This window comes from Gordonia sp. HS-NH1, from assembly GCF_001418765.1.
Classification (GTDB): domain Bacteria; phylum Actinomycetota; class Actinomycetes; order Mycobacteriales; family Mycobacteriaceae; genus Gordonia.
The window spans coordinates 366280-382689 of the sequence record NZ_LIYC01000001.1 but is presented as its reverse complement, the minus strand read 5'-3'; the positions used below and the strand labels follow the sequence as shown (position 1 = coordinate 382689).

The 16410-nt window shown below is 68.2% G+C and carries 17 protein-coding genes; 9 read left to right on the top strand and 8 right to left on the bottom strand.

Features of this window, described 5'->3' with window-relative positions:
* Window positions 1-305: 305 nt before the first annotated feature.
* Window positions 306-731 (top strand): anti-sigma factor, encoded by a 426-nt coding sequence (locus AMD30_RS01630; RefSeq protein ID WP_035717392.1) that lies wholly within the window; start codon window positions 306-308, stop codon window positions 729-731.
* Here the strand turns inward: AMD30_RS01630 and AMD30_RS01625 are convergent.
* The 5 genes from AMD30_RS01625 to AMD30_RS01605 all read right to left on the bottom strand — a co-directional run bounded on the left by AMD30_RS01625 (window position 703) and on the right by AMD30_RS01605 (window position 5681).
* On the bottom strand, window positions 703-1563 hold the full coding sequence (locus tag AMD30_RS01625; protein WP_055474496.1) for a glycosyltransferase family 2 protein: 861 nt from the start codon (window positions 1561-1563) through the stop codon (window positions 703-705). The two genes, AMD30_RS01630 and AMD30_RS01625, sit on opposite strands and share 29 nt — an antisense overlap.
* The gene (locus tag AMD30_RS01620; RefSeq protein ID WP_055474495.1) at window positions 1560-2540 is read right to left on the bottom strand and encodes a hypothetical protein; all 981 of its coding nucleotides are present in this window, start codon (window positions 2538-2540) and stop codon (window positions 1560-1562) included. The genes AMD30_RS01625 and AMD30_RS01620 overlap by 4 nt, the downstream gene beginning before the upstream one ends.
* Window positions 2537-3646, bottom strand: a complete 1110-nt coding sequence (locus AMD30_RS01615; protein ID WP_055474494.1) for a glycosyltransferase family 4 protein — start codon at window positions 3644-3646, stop codon at window positions 2537-2539. Before AMD30_RS01615 ends, AMD30_RS01620 begins: the two co-directional genes overlap by 4 nt.
* A complete protein-coding gene (locus AMD30_RS01610; protein ID WP_055474493.1) occupies window positions 3639-4760 on the bottom strand; it encodes a glycosyltransferase in 1122 nt (373 codons plus the stop codon). The genes AMD30_RS01615 and AMD30_RS01610 overlap by 8 nt, the downstream gene beginning before the upstream one ends.
* A gap of 246 nt (window positions 4761-5006) precedes the next feature.
* On the bottom strand, window positions 5007-5681 hold the full coding sequence (locus tag AMD30_RS01605) for a PAS and ANTAR domain-containing protein (RefSeq protein WP_055474492.1): 675 nt from the start codon (window positions 5679-5681) through the stop codon (window positions 5007-5009).
* A 232-nt stretch (window positions 5682-5913) separates the two neighbouring features.
* Between AMD30_RS01605 and AMD30_RS01600 the strand changes: the two genes are divergently transcribed.
* On the top strand, window positions 5914-6162 hold the full coding sequence (locus AMD30_RS01600; RefSeq protein WP_055474491.1) for a hypothetical protein: 249 nt from the start codon (window positions 5914-5916) through the stop codon (window positions 6160-6162).
* 63 nt (window positions 6163-6225) lie between these two features.
* Window positions 6226-7086 carry a glucose 1-dehydrogenase gene (locus AMD30_RS01595; RefSeq protein ID WP_055474490.1) on the top strand — a complete coding sequence of 287 codons (861 nt, stop codon included), beginning with the start codon at window positions 6226-6228 and terminating at the stop codon, window positions 7084-7086.
* 9 nt (window positions 7087-7095) lie between these two features.
* Here AMD30_RS01595 and AMD30_RS01590 read toward each other — a convergent pair whose 3' ends face one another.
* Together AMD30_RS01590 and AMD30_RS01585 are read right to left on the bottom strand one after the other, a co-directional pair.
* Window positions 7096-8382: a lipase family protein gene (locus tag AMD30_RS01590; RefSeq protein WP_055474489.1), complete on the bottom strand. Its 1287-nt coding sequence runs from the start codon at window positions 8380-8382 to the stop codon at window positions 7096-7098.
* Between the two features lie 84 nt (window positions 8383-8466).
* Window positions 8467-9456: an ABC transporter substrate-binding protein gene (locus tag AMD30_RS01585; RefSeq protein ID WP_055474488.1), complete on the bottom strand. Its 990-nt coding sequence runs from the start codon at window positions 9454-9456 to the stop codon at window positions 8467-8469.
* 133 nt (window positions 9457-9589) lie between these two features.
* Here AMD30_RS01585 and AMD30_RS01580 point away from each other — a divergent pair, with 133 nt between their 5' ends.
* The 6 genes from AMD30_RS01580 (at window position 9590) to thpD (ending at window position 15185) form a co-directional block, all read left to right on the top strand.
* Window positions 9590-9925: an ArsR/SmtB family transcription factor gene (locus AMD30_RS01580; RefSeq protein ID WP_014928166.1), complete on the top strand. Its 336-nt coding sequence runs from the start codon at window positions 9590-9592 to the stop codon at window positions 9923-9925.
* A complete protein-coding gene (locus AMD30_RS01575) occupies window positions 9925-10674 on the top strand; it encodes a cation transporter (protein WP_055474487.1) in 750 nt (249 codons plus the stop codon). Before AMD30_RS01580 ends, AMD30_RS01575 begins: the two co-directional genes overlap by 1 nt.
* A 69-nt stretch (window positions 10675-10743) precedes the next feature.
* Window positions 10744-11418: a FadR/GntR family transcriptional regulator gene (locus tag AMD30_RS01570; RefSeq protein ID WP_084817175.1), complete on the top strand. Its 675-nt coding sequence runs from the start codon at window positions 10744-10746 to the stop codon at window positions 11416-11418.
* Window positions 11415-12602, top strand: a complete 1188-nt coding sequence (locus AMD30_RS01565; RefSeq protein WP_010842720.1) for a CynX/NimT family MFS transporter — start codon at window positions 11415-11417, stop codon at window positions 12600-12602. Before AMD30_RS01570 ends, AMD30_RS01565 begins: the two co-directional genes overlap by 4 nt.
* Before the next feature lie 78 nt (window positions 12603-12680).
* Window positions 12681-14030, top strand: a complete 1350-nt coding sequence (gene hpnE / locus AMD30_RS01560) for a hydroxysqualene dehydroxylase HpnE (RefSeq protein ID WP_055474486.1) — start codon at window positions 12681-12683, stop codon at window positions 14028-14030.
* Window positions 14031-14267: 237 nt separating this feature from the next.
* Window positions 14268-15185, top strand: a complete 918-nt coding sequence (gene thpD / locus AMD30_RS01555; RefSeq protein WP_055474485.1) for an ectoine hydroxylase — start codon at window positions 14268-14270, stop codon at window positions 15183-15185.
* A gap of 82 nt (window positions 15186-15267) precedes the next feature.
* Here the strand turns inward: thpD and AMD30_RS01550 are convergent, their stop codons facing one another.
* Window positions 15268-16407 (bottom strand): CoA transferase, encoded by a 1140-nt coding sequence (locus AMD30_RS01550; protein ID WP_055474484.1) that lies wholly within the window; start codon window positions 16405-16407, stop codon window positions 15268-15270.
* Window positions 16408-16410 lie beyond the last annotated feature (3 nt).

Genomic DNA, 16410 nt, shown 5'->3' with positions numbered 1-16410 from the left:
CTGGTGGTGGTTCGGTGGTCGGCGTGCTGGGCAACCGACCTCGGTGCGCTCGGTGTACCGCCACAGGCCGGAGATGAAACGTCGACGTACCGACACCTTCGTCGGAAATGGGACGTACCGAGACGTGCATCTCATCGAATCCGACCGCCGGCCGGAGCTCTGCTACCGTGTCGAGACGTGTTGGGGGCACTGACGGGCGCGGCCACTCACTCGAGCCGCGGTTTGGAACACGGAATCACGGGGCACTCATGACCAGACCAGCCGAGATCGGCACCACCAATCAACGGGCGAAGAAGACTCATTTGATGACCGATTCCGATGCGACCTCCCAGCTATCGATCGCCGGCGGTACGCCGACGGTGCTGCGGGTGCCGGCCGCCACCGATCGTCTCGCACTCGTGCGCGCCCTGGTCGAGACCGCGCTCTACGTCGATGACTGGGCGCTCGACGACGTCATCGACGCGAAGGTGGCCGTGGATGAGATCTGCTCGCAGATCATCTCCGCCGCCGCCGAGGGATCGTCGATCGAGCTCACCCTGTACCTGTCGTCGCAGGGCGTGATCGGTGAGATCCGTGGCGAGCTCCTCGGGGACGTGACCCTCAAGCAGTCGACGTTCGGATGGCGGATCGTGCAGACCGTCACCGACACCCACACGATCACCTACGACGAACCGGGCCCGGACGCCGCGTCCCGAGGCGTCGTCATCGCGTTCTCGAAATTTCGCCGCTGACCGGTCGCCAGTCATCGCCGGCGGCGTCGTAGGCGGCCAGGCCGCGCTCGGCGAAGGCCTGCAACCATCCCTCCATGGGCCACGTGCCCCAGCGCCGGTGGAAGACCCGGGCGTTGCGGAGGATGTCCTCGAGGTGCTCGACGGGCGGCTTCGAGACCGGGTGGTGCTGGTGATAAGCGTGCGCTCCGCCGACCCAGGCGATCCGGAATCCGTTGTCGCGCGCGCACATCGCGAAGTCCGTGTCTTCACCTCCGTAACCGCGGTAACCGGGGTGGAAGCCGCCGAGGGCGAGCCAGTCGCAGGTCCGCACGGCGAACGACAACGACCAGAAGAGCATCAGCTCCGACGACAGCTGGGTCTGCCCGCATCTCGGTGACGGGCGTGCCGGGTGTGGATCGGTGAACCGGGGGAGTTCGCGGGCGTCGAAGGTCGGCTGGTCACACGGCAGATAGGTGACCGGACCGCAGTAGAGGAGAGTCAGGTCCGGCGTGGCCGCGCAGGACCGCAGGTAGCGTTCGAGCATGTCCGGGCCGGGTATGCAGTCGACGTCGAGGAACACCAGGATCGTCGCTCCCGCCGCGATCGCGGCCGCCGCCCCCGTGTTGCGCGCCTCGGCGAGTTGCAGTGTGCTCGGGTCGTCGTTGCGGAAGTGGATGACGCGCACCGGATGTCCCTCGACGACCGTGGCGATCACCGGATCGTCCATCGCCACGATGATGTGAATGCGGGGCCGGTGGGTCGAATGGGCGAATGCATCGAGCTGGCGTCGCAGGTGGAGGTGTCGCCCCGACACGATCGTGATGACCGCGACCACCGCGGGGGAGCCGGTCATCGGTGCGCGACCGCTTCGATGGCCCGCGCGGCCCGCTCGGCGGCACCCTCGGTCTGCCAGCGCGACCACGCCGGCGCCGAGTCCCCGACGGTGTCGAGGATCGACCGCCAGCTCTCGGCGTCCGGCCACGACGACGTGACGAGTGCGAGTTCGGAGCGTGCGAGCGTGTTGCCGGTTGCCCGCTGTTCGGCGAACGGTCGGTCCTCGGGGATCACGACGGCCGGTCGGCCCGCCGCGGCGGCATCGGCGACGCTCCCCTGACCTGCGCCGATGACGGTGACCCGGGCGCTGCACAGGAACGGCCACGGGTCGTCGACCCAGGTTCCGAAGGCCGGACCGAGCCCGACGACGGTGCGGCCCGGAAGCTCGTCGGCGAGGGTGGTCGCCGGGTGCGGTCCACCGCGTTCCCCGCCCGCACCGGTCAGGACGAGGACGTCGGTGGCGAACGTGGGGTGCGAGACGGGGAGTCGCCCGTCGAAACGGGAGATGCCGCCGGTGAAGACCGTCTTCGGCAGATGCTCTCGAAGCCAGTCCGGCTGGTAGAGCTCTGCGGGCCAGGGCGCGATGATCGCATCGGCCGCCCGGTAGGCGAGCTGATGCGGTAGGTCGTCGCGAATGCCGGGCTGCGCCGTCACGATCACCGGTACCCCGAGCAGCCGGAGGAACAGGGTCACCTCCACCGACACGTCGACGACGACGGCCGCCGGGGTGCGTTCCGCGACGAACTCGGCCAGTTGCGCCATACGCGTCCGCAGACCGCCGTCGTGTCGTGGCGCCCAGTGCAACAGACCGCCCGCGTCGACGTCGCGCGGCTCCGGCTCGGCGTCGTCGCGCTCGAGGGTGATCACCTCGCTGAACGCCGGATCGGACAGCGGGGCGCTGGTCAGCGCGACGACATCGGTGCCGATGCGGCCGGCGATGGCGGTGGCACGCGAACAGTGGCCGCGTCCCTGATGATGCACGTAGTAGCCGATCACACCGGTACCTCCCGAGCGAGCGGCTCGGTGCCGGTCAGCGGACGTCCGGCGACCAGATCGGCGTAGATGTCGGTGTACCGGTTGATCATCGCGGTGTCGGAGCAATGATCCTCGGCACGGCGTCGCACGAGATGCCGGTCGATGGTGAGCGCCTCCTGCGCGGCGAGAGCCATCGCGTCGACGTCGCCCGGCGGCACCAGCACGCCCGCGTCGTCGCCGACGATCTCCGGGATGCCGCCGCGGGCGAAGCACGCCACCGGGGTTCCGCAGGCGAGCGATTCCGCGACCACGAGGCCGTACGGCTCGTCCCAGACCGGGGTGACCAGCGTCGCGCCGCACGAACCGACAAGGCGGGCCAGGTCGTGCTGGTGGAGGTGACCCTCGTAGTGGACGAGGTCGCCGAGCGATGGCGCGATGTGCTGCTCAAAATAACGCGCATCGCTGATCGGACCGGCCAGCCGGAGCCGGCGACCGGCACGGTGCGCGGCCTCGATGGCGAGGTGCGCGCCCTTCTCCGGGACGAAGCGACCGAACCAGACCAGATCGTCCCCACCTGGACCGGCAGGCCAGCGATCCAGCTGAACACCGTTGTGCACCACCGGTATCTCGCCGAGCACATGCGACCACGACCGCGCTGTGTGCCTGCTGACCGCTACGCAGCGGGTGTCGGGCGCGAGGGCCAGTGCCGACTCGAGCCACGGCGTGGGCGGGGTGTGCAGCGTCGTGACCATCGGCGTCCGTACCGCCGGACCCATGGCAACCGGGAGATAGTGCAGGCTGTGGTTGTGGATCACGTCGTATTCACCCGGGTTGCGGGTGAACGAGAGCATCAGCGACAGATACGAGTGATGATCCTGCAGCGCTTCGAGCTGGGGCATCGACACATCCGAGCATGCGGCCGCGGAAGGTTCGAACAGTTCCGCGCGCAGGCGATCCGAGTCGACCGGGAGGTCGCTGCCCGCGCCCGCGAACAGCGTGACCTCGTGGCCGGCGAGTGTCAGGGCGCGCGTGAGATGCCAGACATGGGCCTCGAGTCCGCCGGCGAAGGGCTGTGCGATCGGATAGCGGCTCGACGCGACGATGGCGATCTTCAGGGTGTCACGCATCCATGATCCGGGTGTAGAGGGCGGCGTGGTCGTCGGCGAGAGACCGGCGCTGTGCGCGTCGTTCCGGCCACAGGGCTGCCGACGGCCGGGTCGTATAGGCCTGTGCCAGAGCAGAAACCAGCGAGTCCGGATCGAAACGGTCCTCGGTGAACTCGTACGACAGGCAGTCCTGTTGCTGGTGGTAGTAGCCGCAACTCGGCGCGATGACGGTGGTGCCGAGATCGTGGCACGCCTCGAGCCAGCCCGAGTGGGTGCCGAACCGGTACGGAAGTACCGATACCGACAGGCCCCGCAGGTAGTCCCACAGCTCGTCGTCGGTGAAGTAGTCGTGGACGCGCACGCGCGCATACGGATGCCGGGACAGCGCCAGCGCGGTCGTGCCGAAGTCGGGGTTGTAGGCGTGTGTGCCCGGGACGAACACTTCCTCGTGCAGGTTGATCGCGACGGTCATGTCCGGGTAGTCGGCGGCCGCTTCGAGCAGGGTCATGATCACCGGCAACGGGTCCATGTTGGCGCGGATGCTCTTGGCGTGGACGCCCACGACGAACTCGTCGGTGTGCGGTCCGCGCGCGGCGAACCGTCCCGGCGGGACGACATGGGGATGGGGAAGAACGGTCGCCTCGCGCTGCCAGCGGCGTGCGATCTCATCGGCCGCACCGGGGGTCAGCGTGATGACCTCGTCGGCTGCGGGCACCAGGATGTCCAGGACCGCTTCGTGATCTCCCGGCTCGGGGTGGTGCGGATTGCGCAGATCGTGCAGCGTGTACACGAGCGGTTTGCCGTGTGCGCGTAGTTCGTCGACCACCGCCGACATCACCGCCGGCTCGATGGCGTCGAACCCGAAATGGATGTGGAAGACGTCGAACTCGTTGTGATGCTCCGCGATCCAGGCGGGATCGAGCATCAGCGGAGGCCACCAGCCGCCCGGAACCGTCGCGCCGTCGGCGGGCTCCGGGTCGGGTAGGCGCATCACCGAGACCGGCCCGGTGTCGAGGTTGCTGACCGTTCCGTTGAGCGGGGACAGGTGGCGGACGTACACATGGGACTGCGGCACCGACGCGACGCGCACACGCGCGACGCCGGCGCCCGTCCGCGCGCGCAGACCGGTCGGCATCGCCGACCGATCTCGTGTCGTACTCGCCCCCACCGTCTCGAGGGTTGCTGTTCCGCTGGGCTGTCCACTGCTCACTGCCACATCCGTTCACTCGGGTCCGAACGGCTGTCTACTCAACCGGGCCTACGCGATCGCGGCTTCGCGAGCCGCGGGGACGACCGCCGATCTCCGGCGAGTTGTCATGCGGCTCTGATACCCCGGGTCACCGGCGGCGAAACCGCCCCCGGGCGATGAACGGCGTGGTGATCAGTGTGAGTTCGAGTGCGGAGAGCTCTGCTTGTCCGTCCGGTGGGCGTTGAGCAGCAGGTGGTCGAAGGACTGCCGGACCGGGTCCGGCAACACCACGTACTTGTGGACGCCGGTGACGATCGACCGAGCGAGCTCGTTCACCTTGACGTTCGCCGTCTGGGACCGCCACCGCATGACCTCGAATGCACGATCGGCGCTCACGCCGTAGGCCAGCGAGATCATGCCCTTGGCCTGTTCGATGACTCCCTGATGCTCCCGGAACCGCGCGACGTGCTCGTCGACGCGGTCCTTGACGGCCTTCTCCTCGATCGCCGTCAGGTCGAGGTAGAAGCCCTCCGCGCCGATGACCGTGCCGGACTCGTCGGTGACTTGCTGCGAGACGACAGCGACGTGACGGACCTGACCCTCGGTGTCGACGATGCGATGCCGGCTCGAGAACGGAATCCGCCGGTCGAGCATGGTCGCGAGCAGTTCCTCGAACGACTGCCTGTCGTCCGGGTGCTTGTGCCCGGCGATCAGCTCCGTCGTCGGAGTCACCTCACCGGGCCTATAGCCGTGCATCTCGGCGACCTCGTCGGACCACTCCCACTCCTGGGTGTCGAACAAGAACCGAAAGCTGCCGACGTGACTGATGCGGGACTCGCCGGCGGTGTGATCGTTGGCGTCTGTCACCCTCACCCCTACAAACCACAAATCAACAAGGAAGCCAGCGGTCTCGGGCGAAAAATGAGCTTACCTGGCCGTCGCGCCGGGCGGGAATCGACCTGGTCGTGTCACCGATGCCGGACTCGCGGAGATCGTTTCGGGCCGGTGTCACCCGGGTATCTGCGAGCAGCTCGGGCCGGCGGCATCGAGGCGCCGACCGCAACGGGCACCGATCCCGGTTACGACGAGGAGGACGAGAATGGGCACCGAGAACGCGGGTGACAGCGCGACGGCGGCAACCGAGGGCATCAACCCCGATCTGACGTCGACGGCCGGTTTCGAGGACCTCGACGAGGACCGACTCGGTCAGGACCCGCTCGAGGAAGGCATGGATCCGCCGGAGGACTGGTCGGCCAGTGACCGGGCCGGCACGACGGCGCGGGAACAGCGCGAGGGGGAGTCCCTCGACGAGAAGCTCGACCAGGAGATTCCGGACGAGCACCCCTGACGCTCACCGACCCGGGGCGCGTGGCAATGTTTCCGCGCGCGTCCGCGCGGGCAAACGTCGGACATGAGTGACGAGAACCCCGAGCACGTGGCGAAGACGATCCCGTACCCCGGTGAGACCGATGAGATGGGTGACCGACCGCGGGACGAGATGCGCGAGTACCGCGGTCGCGATCTGCTGGCGGGCAAGACCGCGCTCATCACGGGTGGTGACTCGGGTATCGGCCGGGCGGTCGCGGTCGCCTTCGCGAAGGAGGGCGCCGACGTCGCCATCGCCTATCTGGAAGAGGACAACGACGCCCGGCACACCGTCGAACTCATCGAGGCGCAGGGACGGCAGGCCCGGGCCTACCGCGGCGACCTCGCCGATCCGGCGCACTGTGCCGACGTTGTGAAGCGGACCGTCGACGAGCTCGGGGCGTTGGACATCCTGGTGAACAACGTCGCCTATCAGGAGATCGTCGACGACTTCATGGAGTTGACGCCCGAGCAGTGGCGTCGGACGTTCGACGTCAACATCGACAGCTTCTTCCACACCACCCGCGCGGCGGTCCCGCATCTGACCGGCGGCGGCGCCATCATCAACACGTCGTCGATCAACGGCTTGCGCGGCAACGACAGCCTCATCGACTATTCGGCGACCAAGGGGGCTGTTCTCGCGCTGACCTATTCGCTGGCGCAGGCACTGATGAAGCGGAAGATCCGGGTGAACTGCGTGGCCCCGGGACCAGTGTGGACACCGCTCATCCCGGCCACGATGCCCGCCGACGCGGTCAAGGACTTCGGCACGCAGGCGCCGATGGGACGCGCCGCCCAGCCCGACGAGATCGCACCGTCGTATGTGTTCTTCGCGGCCGAACAGCTGTCGTCGTACTACACCGGCGAGGTGTTGGCGCCGATCGGCGGTGAGACGCTCCCGGGGTGATCCACGAGGTCAGGGCACCGGAAGCGGTGCCAGGCTGTTCCCGCGTGGCAGCGAACCGCAGTTGCTGTGCGTCGGCGTGCCCGCGAACCTCTCCGTGAGGTACTGCAGGGCGAGGGGCTCGAACGGCAGGAACGCCTCCTGATGCGTCAGCCCGTTGAGCTGCCGATAGGTGATGTCGACTCCGCGCGAGCAGTATTCGTCCGCCAGGCCGATGACATCGCCGGTGATCATGAGGGTGTCGCCGATCGCGTTGTAATGACCGACCGCGAGGAGCATCTTTGTCGACGGAGTGCCCGAACGGCCCATGATGTTGTCGTTGATCGCCCGCACCACCTGCGGCACGTCGAGCAAACCGGTGTACGGCGGCTTGACCATGTCCGCGCTCGTGAGGCCCGCATACTTCGACGCGAACTCGGAGATGCACTCGTCGCTGACGTCCTGGGCGACCTGCCGGCCCCGCGCCGAGAGGAAGGTCGAGGTGTCGAGACGGTACGTGCGCTGATAGGCGACCACCAGCGCGGGGATGACGCCCGCCCACTTCGCGCTGCCGTTGATGTAGGGCAGGTTGTGCGCGAGGTCGACGGGGAGACCGCCCGCGGCCGCACCCACGATGTTGAGTTCGGGGGCGTACCGCGGCGCGACCTCGGCTCCGAACTGCGTGGGGATCGACCCGCCGGAGTAACCGACCAGGCCGACCGGGGTCGATCGCGGCAGCCGCAGGAACGATTGGGCGGCGCGGACGCCGTCGAGAGCGGCGTATCCCGACTGCCGGCCGATGGTCCACTGCAGCTTCTCGCCCTCGTAGTCGGGGACCACGACGGTGTAACCGGCAGCGAGATAGCCTGCGATGACGCCCTGTTCGGCGGTCGCGGTGCCGTTGGTGTACCCGCCGCTGAGGGTGTACGACGGGTCGCACTGGGACCCGAGCGCGTCGTACGCCATGTGGTAGGAGACCAGGCGGGTGGGACCCGGGGTCAGCGGCCGGAGCACGGTCGCCACCGTCACCACGCTCGCGCCGAACTGGTCGGTGGTGCGGTAGAGCACCTGCGAGCCGGTGATCGGTGTGGACATCGTGGGTGTCCGGAACTGCATGGGACGGCTGCGGAGCACCGCGCCGGGTGCCACCCCGGCCAGCGACGCGTCGTAGGAGTAGAACGGATCGGCCGACGGCAACGGTGAACCCGGGCCGGGTGCCGCCTGCGCGGGAGGCGCGCTCGCGAGCACTCCAGCGATCACGCCGAGGACAAGACCGATGACACCCACGCGCAGCCAACTCGTGCGCAGCCCGAACGACATGGCTCATCTAAACATCGAACGGGCCGGCATGGGGCGACTTGACCTGTGGGCCACGGACCCCGGGCCCCGTCTGCAGAGCGACGCTCACGCGGCGATCTTGGCCAATGCGGGCTCGAGGGCGTCGACAGCCCACGGAACCGAGTAGACCGTCGGCGTCCCGAATGCCGAGGCGGTGTCGTTGGTCAGGAACACCGTCGCGCCGGATCGGACCGCGGGCAACGAGTCCCATCCCGGGATGGTCCCGAAGACCTCGGGTCCGCCGACCAGCGGCCAGAAGATCAGCAGATCAGAGCCGAGCAGATCCACTCGTTCACTCGATACGACGACGCGCTGACCGTTGTCCGACAGCCCGGTGACGGCGGGGTCCAACCGCAGGCCGACCTCCGCGAGCAGCTTGGCGGAGGGATCGTTGTCGGAGGTGACCACACCGAACTGCCGCTCGGGTGTCAGCTGACCGAAGGTTGCCGTCTTGTCCTGTGCCGCAGGGTATTTCTTCTTGATCGCGTCGATCTTCTCCTCGACCTCCGTCTGCGCCTGCGACGCCTGGTCCTCCTTGTCGAAGATCTTGCCCGCGGTGCTCAACACCTGCTGCCAGGTGTCGTTGACGGTCTCGGTGCTCATCACCGGGATTGTCGGCGCCACCTTCGCGAGGACGTCGTACGCCGCTCGATCGGGCAGGTATCCCGCGAGGATCAGATCCGGCTCGAATTTCGCGACCTCGGCGACGCCCGGCGAGGCGCCGACATCGACCGGGATGACGGTGGACTCGTGCGGCGGGGTCCATGCGAACCGGTTGTCCGGACCCGAGTATCCGGCGGAGACGAACTCGGCGGTGATCGGGACGTCGAGCTTGATCAACGAGTCGGTCCAGGCGGTCGCACCGGTGAGGGTGACCACCCGCTTCGGGACGCCGTCGATCACTGTCGATCCGTACTGGTGGTCGACGGTGGTCGTCGCCGTGGCCTCCGCGGAGTCCGTGCCGGAGTTCCCGTCGTCCCCGGACGAACATCCCAGGGCGAACACGATTACGGCGATGAGCATGAACGGGACGGCGAGATACCGCTTCGGTTGCATGGTCGTTAGGTTAGGGTAACCAACCATTTCTGATCAACCGTGGGCATCTGCCGTGGGTTGGGCAGACGCCGCCGAGATCGCGACTGCGGTACAGGGTTTCCTGAATACAGGAAATTCTGTACTGTCATGTCCCATGGAATCGGCGGCGGTGGCTCAGCGTGACGCATTGACGAGGTTCGGGTACGCGTTGTCGGACTCCACGCGTACCCAGGTGCTGCTCCGGCTGCGCTCGGGTGGGGCCTTCCCGTCCGAACTCGCGGACACCATCGGGGTCTCGCGTCAGGTGTTGTCCAATCACCTGGCCTGCTTGCGCGGATGTGGCCTCGTCGTCGCAGTGCCGGAGGGTCGTCGAACCCGATACGAGCTGGCGGACAGCAAGATCGGGCATGCATTGGATGATCTTCTCGGGTTGGTCCTGGCGGTCGATCCGGCATGCTGTCCCGCATCAGGCGAGGAAGGCTGCTGCTGATGGCCGCCGAACCGGGCTCCCTGTCGGTGCGGCGGCCCGGCCCGGGCGCCGCGCGACGGACGTTGTTGCAGCGCCGTATTCGCTGGTTCGTCGCGGCGACCATCGCCTACAACGTGATCGAGGCCGTGATCGCGATCGGCGAGGGGATGCGTGTCTCCTCGGGTGCCCTGATCGGGTTCGGTCTGGACTCCGTCATCGAGGTGTCCTCCGCGGCTGCGGTTGCGTGGCAGTTCGCCGGTTCCGACCCGGAGCGGCGGGAGAAAATGGCGCTGCGGATCATCGCGATCTCGTTCTTCGCCCTGGCGGCATACGTCGGCGTCGACTCGGTCCGTTCGCTGGTCGGTCTCGGCGACGAGGCGCGGCACTCGTCGATCGGTATCGCGCTGGCCGTGGTGAGTCTGCTCGTCATGCCGCTGCTGTCGTGGGCCGAACGTCGAACCGGCCGCGAGCTCGGCTCGCTGAGCGCTGTCGCCGACTCCAAGCAGACGCTGCTCTGCACCTATCTGTCGGCGGTGCTGCTGGTCGGGTTGGCCCTCAACGGATTGCTCGGCTGGTCGTGGGCAGATCCGGTTGCTGCGCTGGTCATCTCGGTGATAGCGGTCCGGGAGGGGATCAACGCGTGGCGAGGCGACGCGTGCTGCGTCCCCGCGATCGGTGGCGAGGGCCGCGATCCGGCGGTCTGCGACTGCTGTTCCGCTGAGAGTTCCGGTCGGGCCACCGATCCCGGTGCCCGCGCGTCTGGCCGCTGACGCCGCGGTCGCAGGGGGCCAGGACGCCACAGTCGGACGGGGTCAAACATGGGATGTTAGGTTGTTTCGGTGGCCGGACAGATCACCCCACCGCGCAGGACCAGCGAGCTCGTCGTGCAACGGATGCAGGAGCTGATCACCGACGGCACGTGGCCGCTCGGCGAGCGGATTCCTGCCGAGCCCGAACTCGTGGCGCAGTTCGGCGTGGGCCGGAACACGATTCGGGAGGCCGCCCGGGCGCTCGAACACGCCGGCATGCTGGAGCCGCGGCGCGGCGACGGAACCTATGTGCGTGGTCGGAGCCCGCTCGCCGGTGCCATCGCCCGACGCTCTGCGCCGTCGGAGCTCCGGGATCTGCTCGAAGTGCGTCGCGCGCTCGAGAGCGAGGCGGCGGCCGGTGCGGCCGGTCGGGCCGACGCAGCCGACGTGGAACGGCTGCGCATGCTGCTGGCGCGCACCGAGGCTGCGCTGGCCGACGGCGACCTCGATCGATACACCGAGGCGGACATCGCCTTTCACGCCGAGATCGTCGTCGCCTCGCGCAACGCGCTGCTCATCGAGATGTATGACGGAATCGCCGAGGTGATCGCCCGAACGCACCCGTCGGTGGTGCGAGGTCCGCTGGCCGAACAGACGCACCCGCGTGGCCATCGCGACGCCGTCGACGCCATCGAGCGCGGCGACGCCGGTGCGGCGCGCGCGGCCGTGTACGCCTACGTCGACTTCACCGAGGTGCCCGAGTGAGCGGACAGGCCCTGTCCGCCCACGAGAAGACCGGCGTCGGGGTGATCGTCACCGCGGTCGGGGTGATGCTCGTCGCCGCCAATCTGCGTCCGGCCGTCGTGGCCGTCGGGCCCCTCATCGGCACGATCTCCGACGACGCCGGATTCAGCAGTGCGGTCGCCGGTCTGCTCACGGCGCTGCCGGTGCTCTTCTTCGGGATCTCCGCGCCGGTCGCGCCGCGCCTCGCCAACCGCTTCGGCATCGAGCGGGTCATCTTCGGCGCGTTGCTCGTGCTGATCGTCGGCATCCTCGTGCGCCTGATCCCGTCCGCGGCGGCCCTCTTCGCCGGCTCGGCCGTCATCGGAGCAGCCATCGGGACCTGCAACGTCGTGCTGCCGGCGTTGATCAAGCGAGACTTCGCCCATCGCTCCGGGCTGATGACGGGCCTCTACTCGATGACGCTGTCCGGCGGGGCCGCGGTGGCGTCCGGGGTGAGTGTTCCCATCAACGACGCGCTGGGCGGGAACTGGCGCCTCGCTCTCGCGACGTGGGCGCTCCTCGCCCTGGTCGCCGTGGTCGTCTGGATTCCGCAGCTGCCGATGGTTCATCGGGTGACCTCGGCCGGGCAGGCGACGTCGTTGCTGAAGAACCCGATCGCGTGGGCGATCACGGTGTTCATGGGAACGCAGTCGTTGATCTTCTACACGTTCGTGGCCTGGTTGCCGCAGTACCTCGTCGAGACCGGGATGTCGCCGCTGCGGGCGGGCGCCGTGCTGGCGTCGGCGCAGGTGGTCGCCCTGATCATGTCGCTGCTCGCGCCGATCGTCGCCGGTCGCTTCGCCGATCAGCGTGCCGTGACCCTGTCGGTGATCACCGTCTGCGCCGTCGGTTTCGTGGGTCTGCTGAGCACCGACGTGTGGCCGGGGTTCTGGGCGGCCTGCGTGATGGTCGGGCCGGGCTCGTCGATCAGCCTGGCCCTCCTCTTCATGGTGTTGCGCAGCTCGGGGTCCGAGCAGACGGGCCAGGTGTCCGGGATGGCGCAGTCCGTCGGCTATCTGGCGGCGGCGGCCGGTCCGATCGTCATCGGCGCGATCCATGACGTCACCGGCTCGTGGACCCTGGCGATGGCGGTCCTCGGCCTCGTCCTGGTGCCGCAGGCCCTGTCCGTCCTCGGCGCCGCCAAGGACGTCAAGATGACCGGGTGAGCGCCCGGCCGTCGTCGGAGGAGATGGGAAACAGCGCATTCCCGGTACCGGTCAGCACTGACCGCTAATTTGTGGCGCATGCATTGCGTGGTCGTGGGCGGGGGACTCGCCGGTCTTGCGTCGGCGGTGTGGCTCGCCGAAGCAGGTCAACGCGTCACCGTCCTCGAACGACGCGGTTCTCTCGGTGGTCGCACCATCTCGATGCCGCTGCACGTCGTCGACGATGTCCCCGACAACGGCCAGCATGTGTTCGCCAGCGGATACGAGCACCTCATGCGTTACCTGGACAGCGTCGGCACTCGCGAGCATGTCGCCTTTCCGGGACACATGACCGTCCGGATGCCCGGCGGAGCGACCCGCAGGTCGGGCTTTGCGGGCCTGTCCGGGCTCCGGGCGGCGCTCGGCGATCTGCCGGGAGTGACCGGTCTCGACCGGTTGCGGACCGTGCGTGCCCAGATCACGCTGATACGCCAGGCTTTTCGGCAGCCCGACTGGCTCGACGACGTCACCGCCGACGAGTGGTTCCGCCGTATCGGGATGCCGCAGTCGGCACGGGATGCGCTGTGGGACGGCATCGTCATCGGCCTGACCGGTGACAAGCCGGACATCTCCTCGGCCAAGGTCCCGGCGGATCTGCTGGTGACGGGGGCCCGGCGGGCGCGGGAGACGCGGACGCCGATCTCCATCGGTTACCCCACCGTCGACCTCGACACCTTGTTCATCCACGGTGCCGAGAAGCGCTTCGCCGATGCCGGTGTGGAGGTCCGCCACCGCGCGGTGGTGTCGTCGATAGACGTGACCGACGGGACCGTGACCGGTGTGACCCTCGCCGGCGGCGAGAAGGTCGCCGCCGACGCCGTCATCTGCGCGGTGCCGGTGTGGAATGTGAAGGGACTCCTCGATCAGGTCCCGGGACACGACCGGATCTACCGCGCCGTCGAGAACCTGACCCCGGTGCCCATCGTGAGTGTGAACCTCTATCTCGACCGCTCGATCGGGATGGCCGACTGGGGCGAGATCCTGTACGGCGGTGAGGGTGTGCTGGAACAGGTGTGGGACCGCCAGCGCATGCACGGGCGCGAACCGCGCGACAATCACTTCTATTCGACGACGGTGTCGGCGTCGTATGACCTGATCTCGAAGACGAACGCCGAGATCACCGAGATCCAGATGGACATGTTGCGTCGGTACTTTCCGCAGGCGGCCGACGCCGAGGTCGTCCACAGCCACGTGGTCCGGATGCCGAAATCGACTTTCGCACAACGACCCGGAACCGCGGGCCTGCGCCCAGACCAGCGCACCGAGGTCGGCGGACTCGCGCTCGCCGGAGACTGGACCCGTACCGACTGGACCACGACGATGGAGGGTGCGTGCCAGAGTGCCGCCCGGGCCGTCGAGGTGATCCTGGAGTACGCCCGGCGCGGCTGAGTCGACGACGGTGTCCGCCCCGCATACCAGCATGGTTGCGGGGCATCGTTGTTGCTGGCAGGGTGCAGATATACGGACGAACCCGGCATGCGTGAAGACCGATCGCGCCGCCGACGCCGTACGAGATCGCGACGCGTAGTCGTCCGACGATCGCACAACACAATCACCTTGCCTGCCGCCGAGGCACATTCTGCTTCGAGAGCGGCCCGCCGGATGAGGGAAAGGATCGAACAGATCGTGGGAACTCACACAGCAACACGAACTCCAGAGGCCGGGCATTCCGCGAACACGAGTGTCGACGTCTACCGCACCCGGCTCGCCCGGCGGAGTCAGATCGAGCCGCGCCCGCACAACACGGTGTGGGGCAGCATGGGCAATCCCGGGCCCCTGTCGGCGCCCGAGCTCCGACGCTACGCCGACCGTGGATACCACACGGAGGCAAACATTCTCGCCGACGCCGACATCGCTGCCTGTCTCCGCGAGGTGGAGTCGATCACCGAGCGACTGGGCGACGACGAGCGGGTGATCCGCGAATCGTCCAACGGTGACGTCCGATCGCTCTTCGCGGTGCATCGGCTCAGCGACGTCATCGCCGAGATCTGTTCGCGAGAAGCCATTGTCGGGGTTGCCCGGCAGATCCTCGACGACGACGTGACGATCCATCAGAGCCGGATCAACTTGAAGCCGGGTTTCGCCGGCGGACCGTTCTACTGGCACTCGGACTTCGAGACATGGCACGCCGAGGACGGCATGCCCGCGCCGCGCGCACTGAGCGTATCGCTGGCACTGACCCCGAACTACTCGACCAACGGTCCACTGATGATCATTCCCGGTTCCCACCGCCGGTTCGTCAGCTGTGTGGGCTCGACACCCGGTGACTACCATCGTGAATCGCTCACCTCGTACCGGCCGCCCGTCGGGACGCCGGAGGAAGAGGACGTCGCGAGCCTCGCCGACGAGCTCGGCATCGACACGATCACCGGACCGGCCGGGTCCGCGCTCTACTTCGACTCCAATTGCCTGCACGCGTCCGGCGGGAACATCACGCCCTACCCGCGCAGCAACCTGTTCGTGGTCTTCAACGCGAAGTCGAACGCGCTGCAGGAACCGTACGGTGGGACGCCACCACGACCGGACCACTTGGCGCACAGGTGATATGGGCTGCTCTCTGAGGAGCGGGGGGCGGGCGGGTGTTGCTCTGCTCCCTGAGGAGCGAGCTTGCGAGCGTCTCGAAGGGTCAGAACCCGGTCGACGAACCCAGATCGGGGGCCGGCCCGGAGAAGAGGTGCTCACCGTCGAACCTTGCGGGCAGGCCCGCTGCCAGGTAGGTGCCGATCCCAGGCTGGTCCAGCTCGGCGAACAGCGGATTACGGTGCAGAACACCTGATTCGACGACCTCGCCGAAGGTGCGGTACCGCTCCCAGAGGACGGACGAGTTGGCCAGCTCGGCCTCGACCTCGGCGGTGGTGTGCCGCGCGAACCACGCGGCGAACAGCGGTGTGAGCACACCGCGATGGAGGAACCGGTCGTCCTCTCTGCCGAAGTCCGCGTCGAGTGCCCGTTCGACGGCCGCGACCGCGTCACCGGTGCCGGTCATCTCGACGAGGCCGCGGAAGTGACGGGGTGTGAGGGCGACGAGCATGAACCGACCACCGTCGGCGGCCACGAAATCGGTGCCGTACGTGCCGTAGACGTCGTTCCCGGTGGCCGGTCGGCTGCCGCCACCCAGCTGGGGCTCGGTGAGGTATCCGAGCGTCCCGGCGATGGCGAGGGCGGTGTCCTCGAGCGGCAAGGTGATCTGTGCCCCGGCACCGGTCTGGTCCCGGCGCCGGACGGCGGCCGTGATAGCCAATGCGGCATAGAGACCGCACGCGATGTCCCATGCCGGCAATGCGTGGTTGACGACGCCGGCGTAATCGGTGGGTCCGGTGATCGCCGGGAATCCCAGCCCCGCGTTGACCGTGTAGTCGACGCCCGGAGTGCCGTCGGTGCGGCCGAGCAGCTCCAGTGTGATGACGTCGGAGCGTCGGGCGGACAGCGTCTCGTGGCTCATCCACGACCGCCCGCCCGCATTGGTGACGAGGATTCCGCCGCCCGGTCCGCTGTCGGTGACGAGGTCCTGGATGGCATTCTGGCCCTGGGGATCACGGAAGTCGACGGTGACGGACTTCTTGCCGCGATTGAGCCCGGTCCAATAGATCGAGGTGCCCTCGCCGGTGACCGGCCACCGGTGGACGTCGGCGGCGCCGCCGACCGGGTCGACGCGGATCACCTCTGCGCCCAGCTGGGCGAGGGTCAGGCCGCACAGCGGTGAGGCGACGAAGCTCGACACCTCCACGATGCGGAGGCCTTCGAGCGGGCGGGGGATCGGGCTCATGTG

Bases quoted from the DNA above. Each gene is read 5' to 3' on its own strand.
- AMD30_RS01630 (WP_035717392.1), top strand. From the start codon at position 306: ATGACCGATTCCGATGCGACCTCCCAGCTATCGATCGCCGGCGGTACG.
- AMD30_RS01625 (WP_055474496.1), bottom strand. From the start codon at position 1,563: ATGACCGGCTCCCCCGCGGTGGTCGCGGTCATCACGATCGTGTCGGGG.
- AMD30_RS01615 (WP_055474494.1), bottom strand. From the start codon at position 3,646: ATGCGTGACACCCTGAAGATCGCCATCGTCGCGTCGAGCCGCTATCCG.
- AMD30_RS01610 (WP_055474493.1), bottom strand. From the start codon at position 4,760: ATGCCGACCGGTCTGCGCGCGCGGACGGGCGCCGGCGTCGCGCGTGTG.
- AMD30_RS01600 (WP_055474491.1), top strand. From the start codon at position 5,914: ATGGGCACCGAGAACGCGGGTGACAGCGCGACGGCGGCAACCGAGGGC.
- AMD30_RS01595 (WP_055474490.1), top strand. From the start codon at position 6,226: ATGAGTGACGAGAACCCCGAGCACGTGGCGAAGACGATCCCGTACCCC.
- AMD30_RS01590 (WP_055474489.1), bottom strand. From the start codon at position 8,382: ATGTCGTTCGGGCTGCGCACGAGTTGGCTGCGCGTGGGTGTCATCGGT.
- AMD30_RS01585 (WP_055474488.1), bottom strand. From the start codon at position 9,456: ATGCAACCGAAGCGGTATCTCGCCGTCCCGTTCATGCTCATCGCCGTA.
- AMD30_RS01580 (WP_014928166.1), top strand. From the start codon at position 9,590: ATGGAATCGGCGGCGGTGGCTCAGCGTGACGCATTGACGAGGTTCGGG.
- AMD30_RS01575 (WP_055474487.1), top strand. From the start codon at position 9,925: ATGGCCGCCGAACCGGGCTCCCTGTCGGTGCGGCGGCCCGGCCCGGGC.
- hpnE (WP_055474486.1), top strand. From the start codon at position 12,681: ATGCATTGCGTGGTCGTGGGCGGGGGACTCGCCGGTCTTGCGTCGGCG.
- AMD30_RS01550 (WP_055474484.1), bottom strand. From the start codon at position 16,407: ATGAGCCCGATCCCCCGCCCGCTCGAAGGCCTCCGCATCGTGGAGGTG.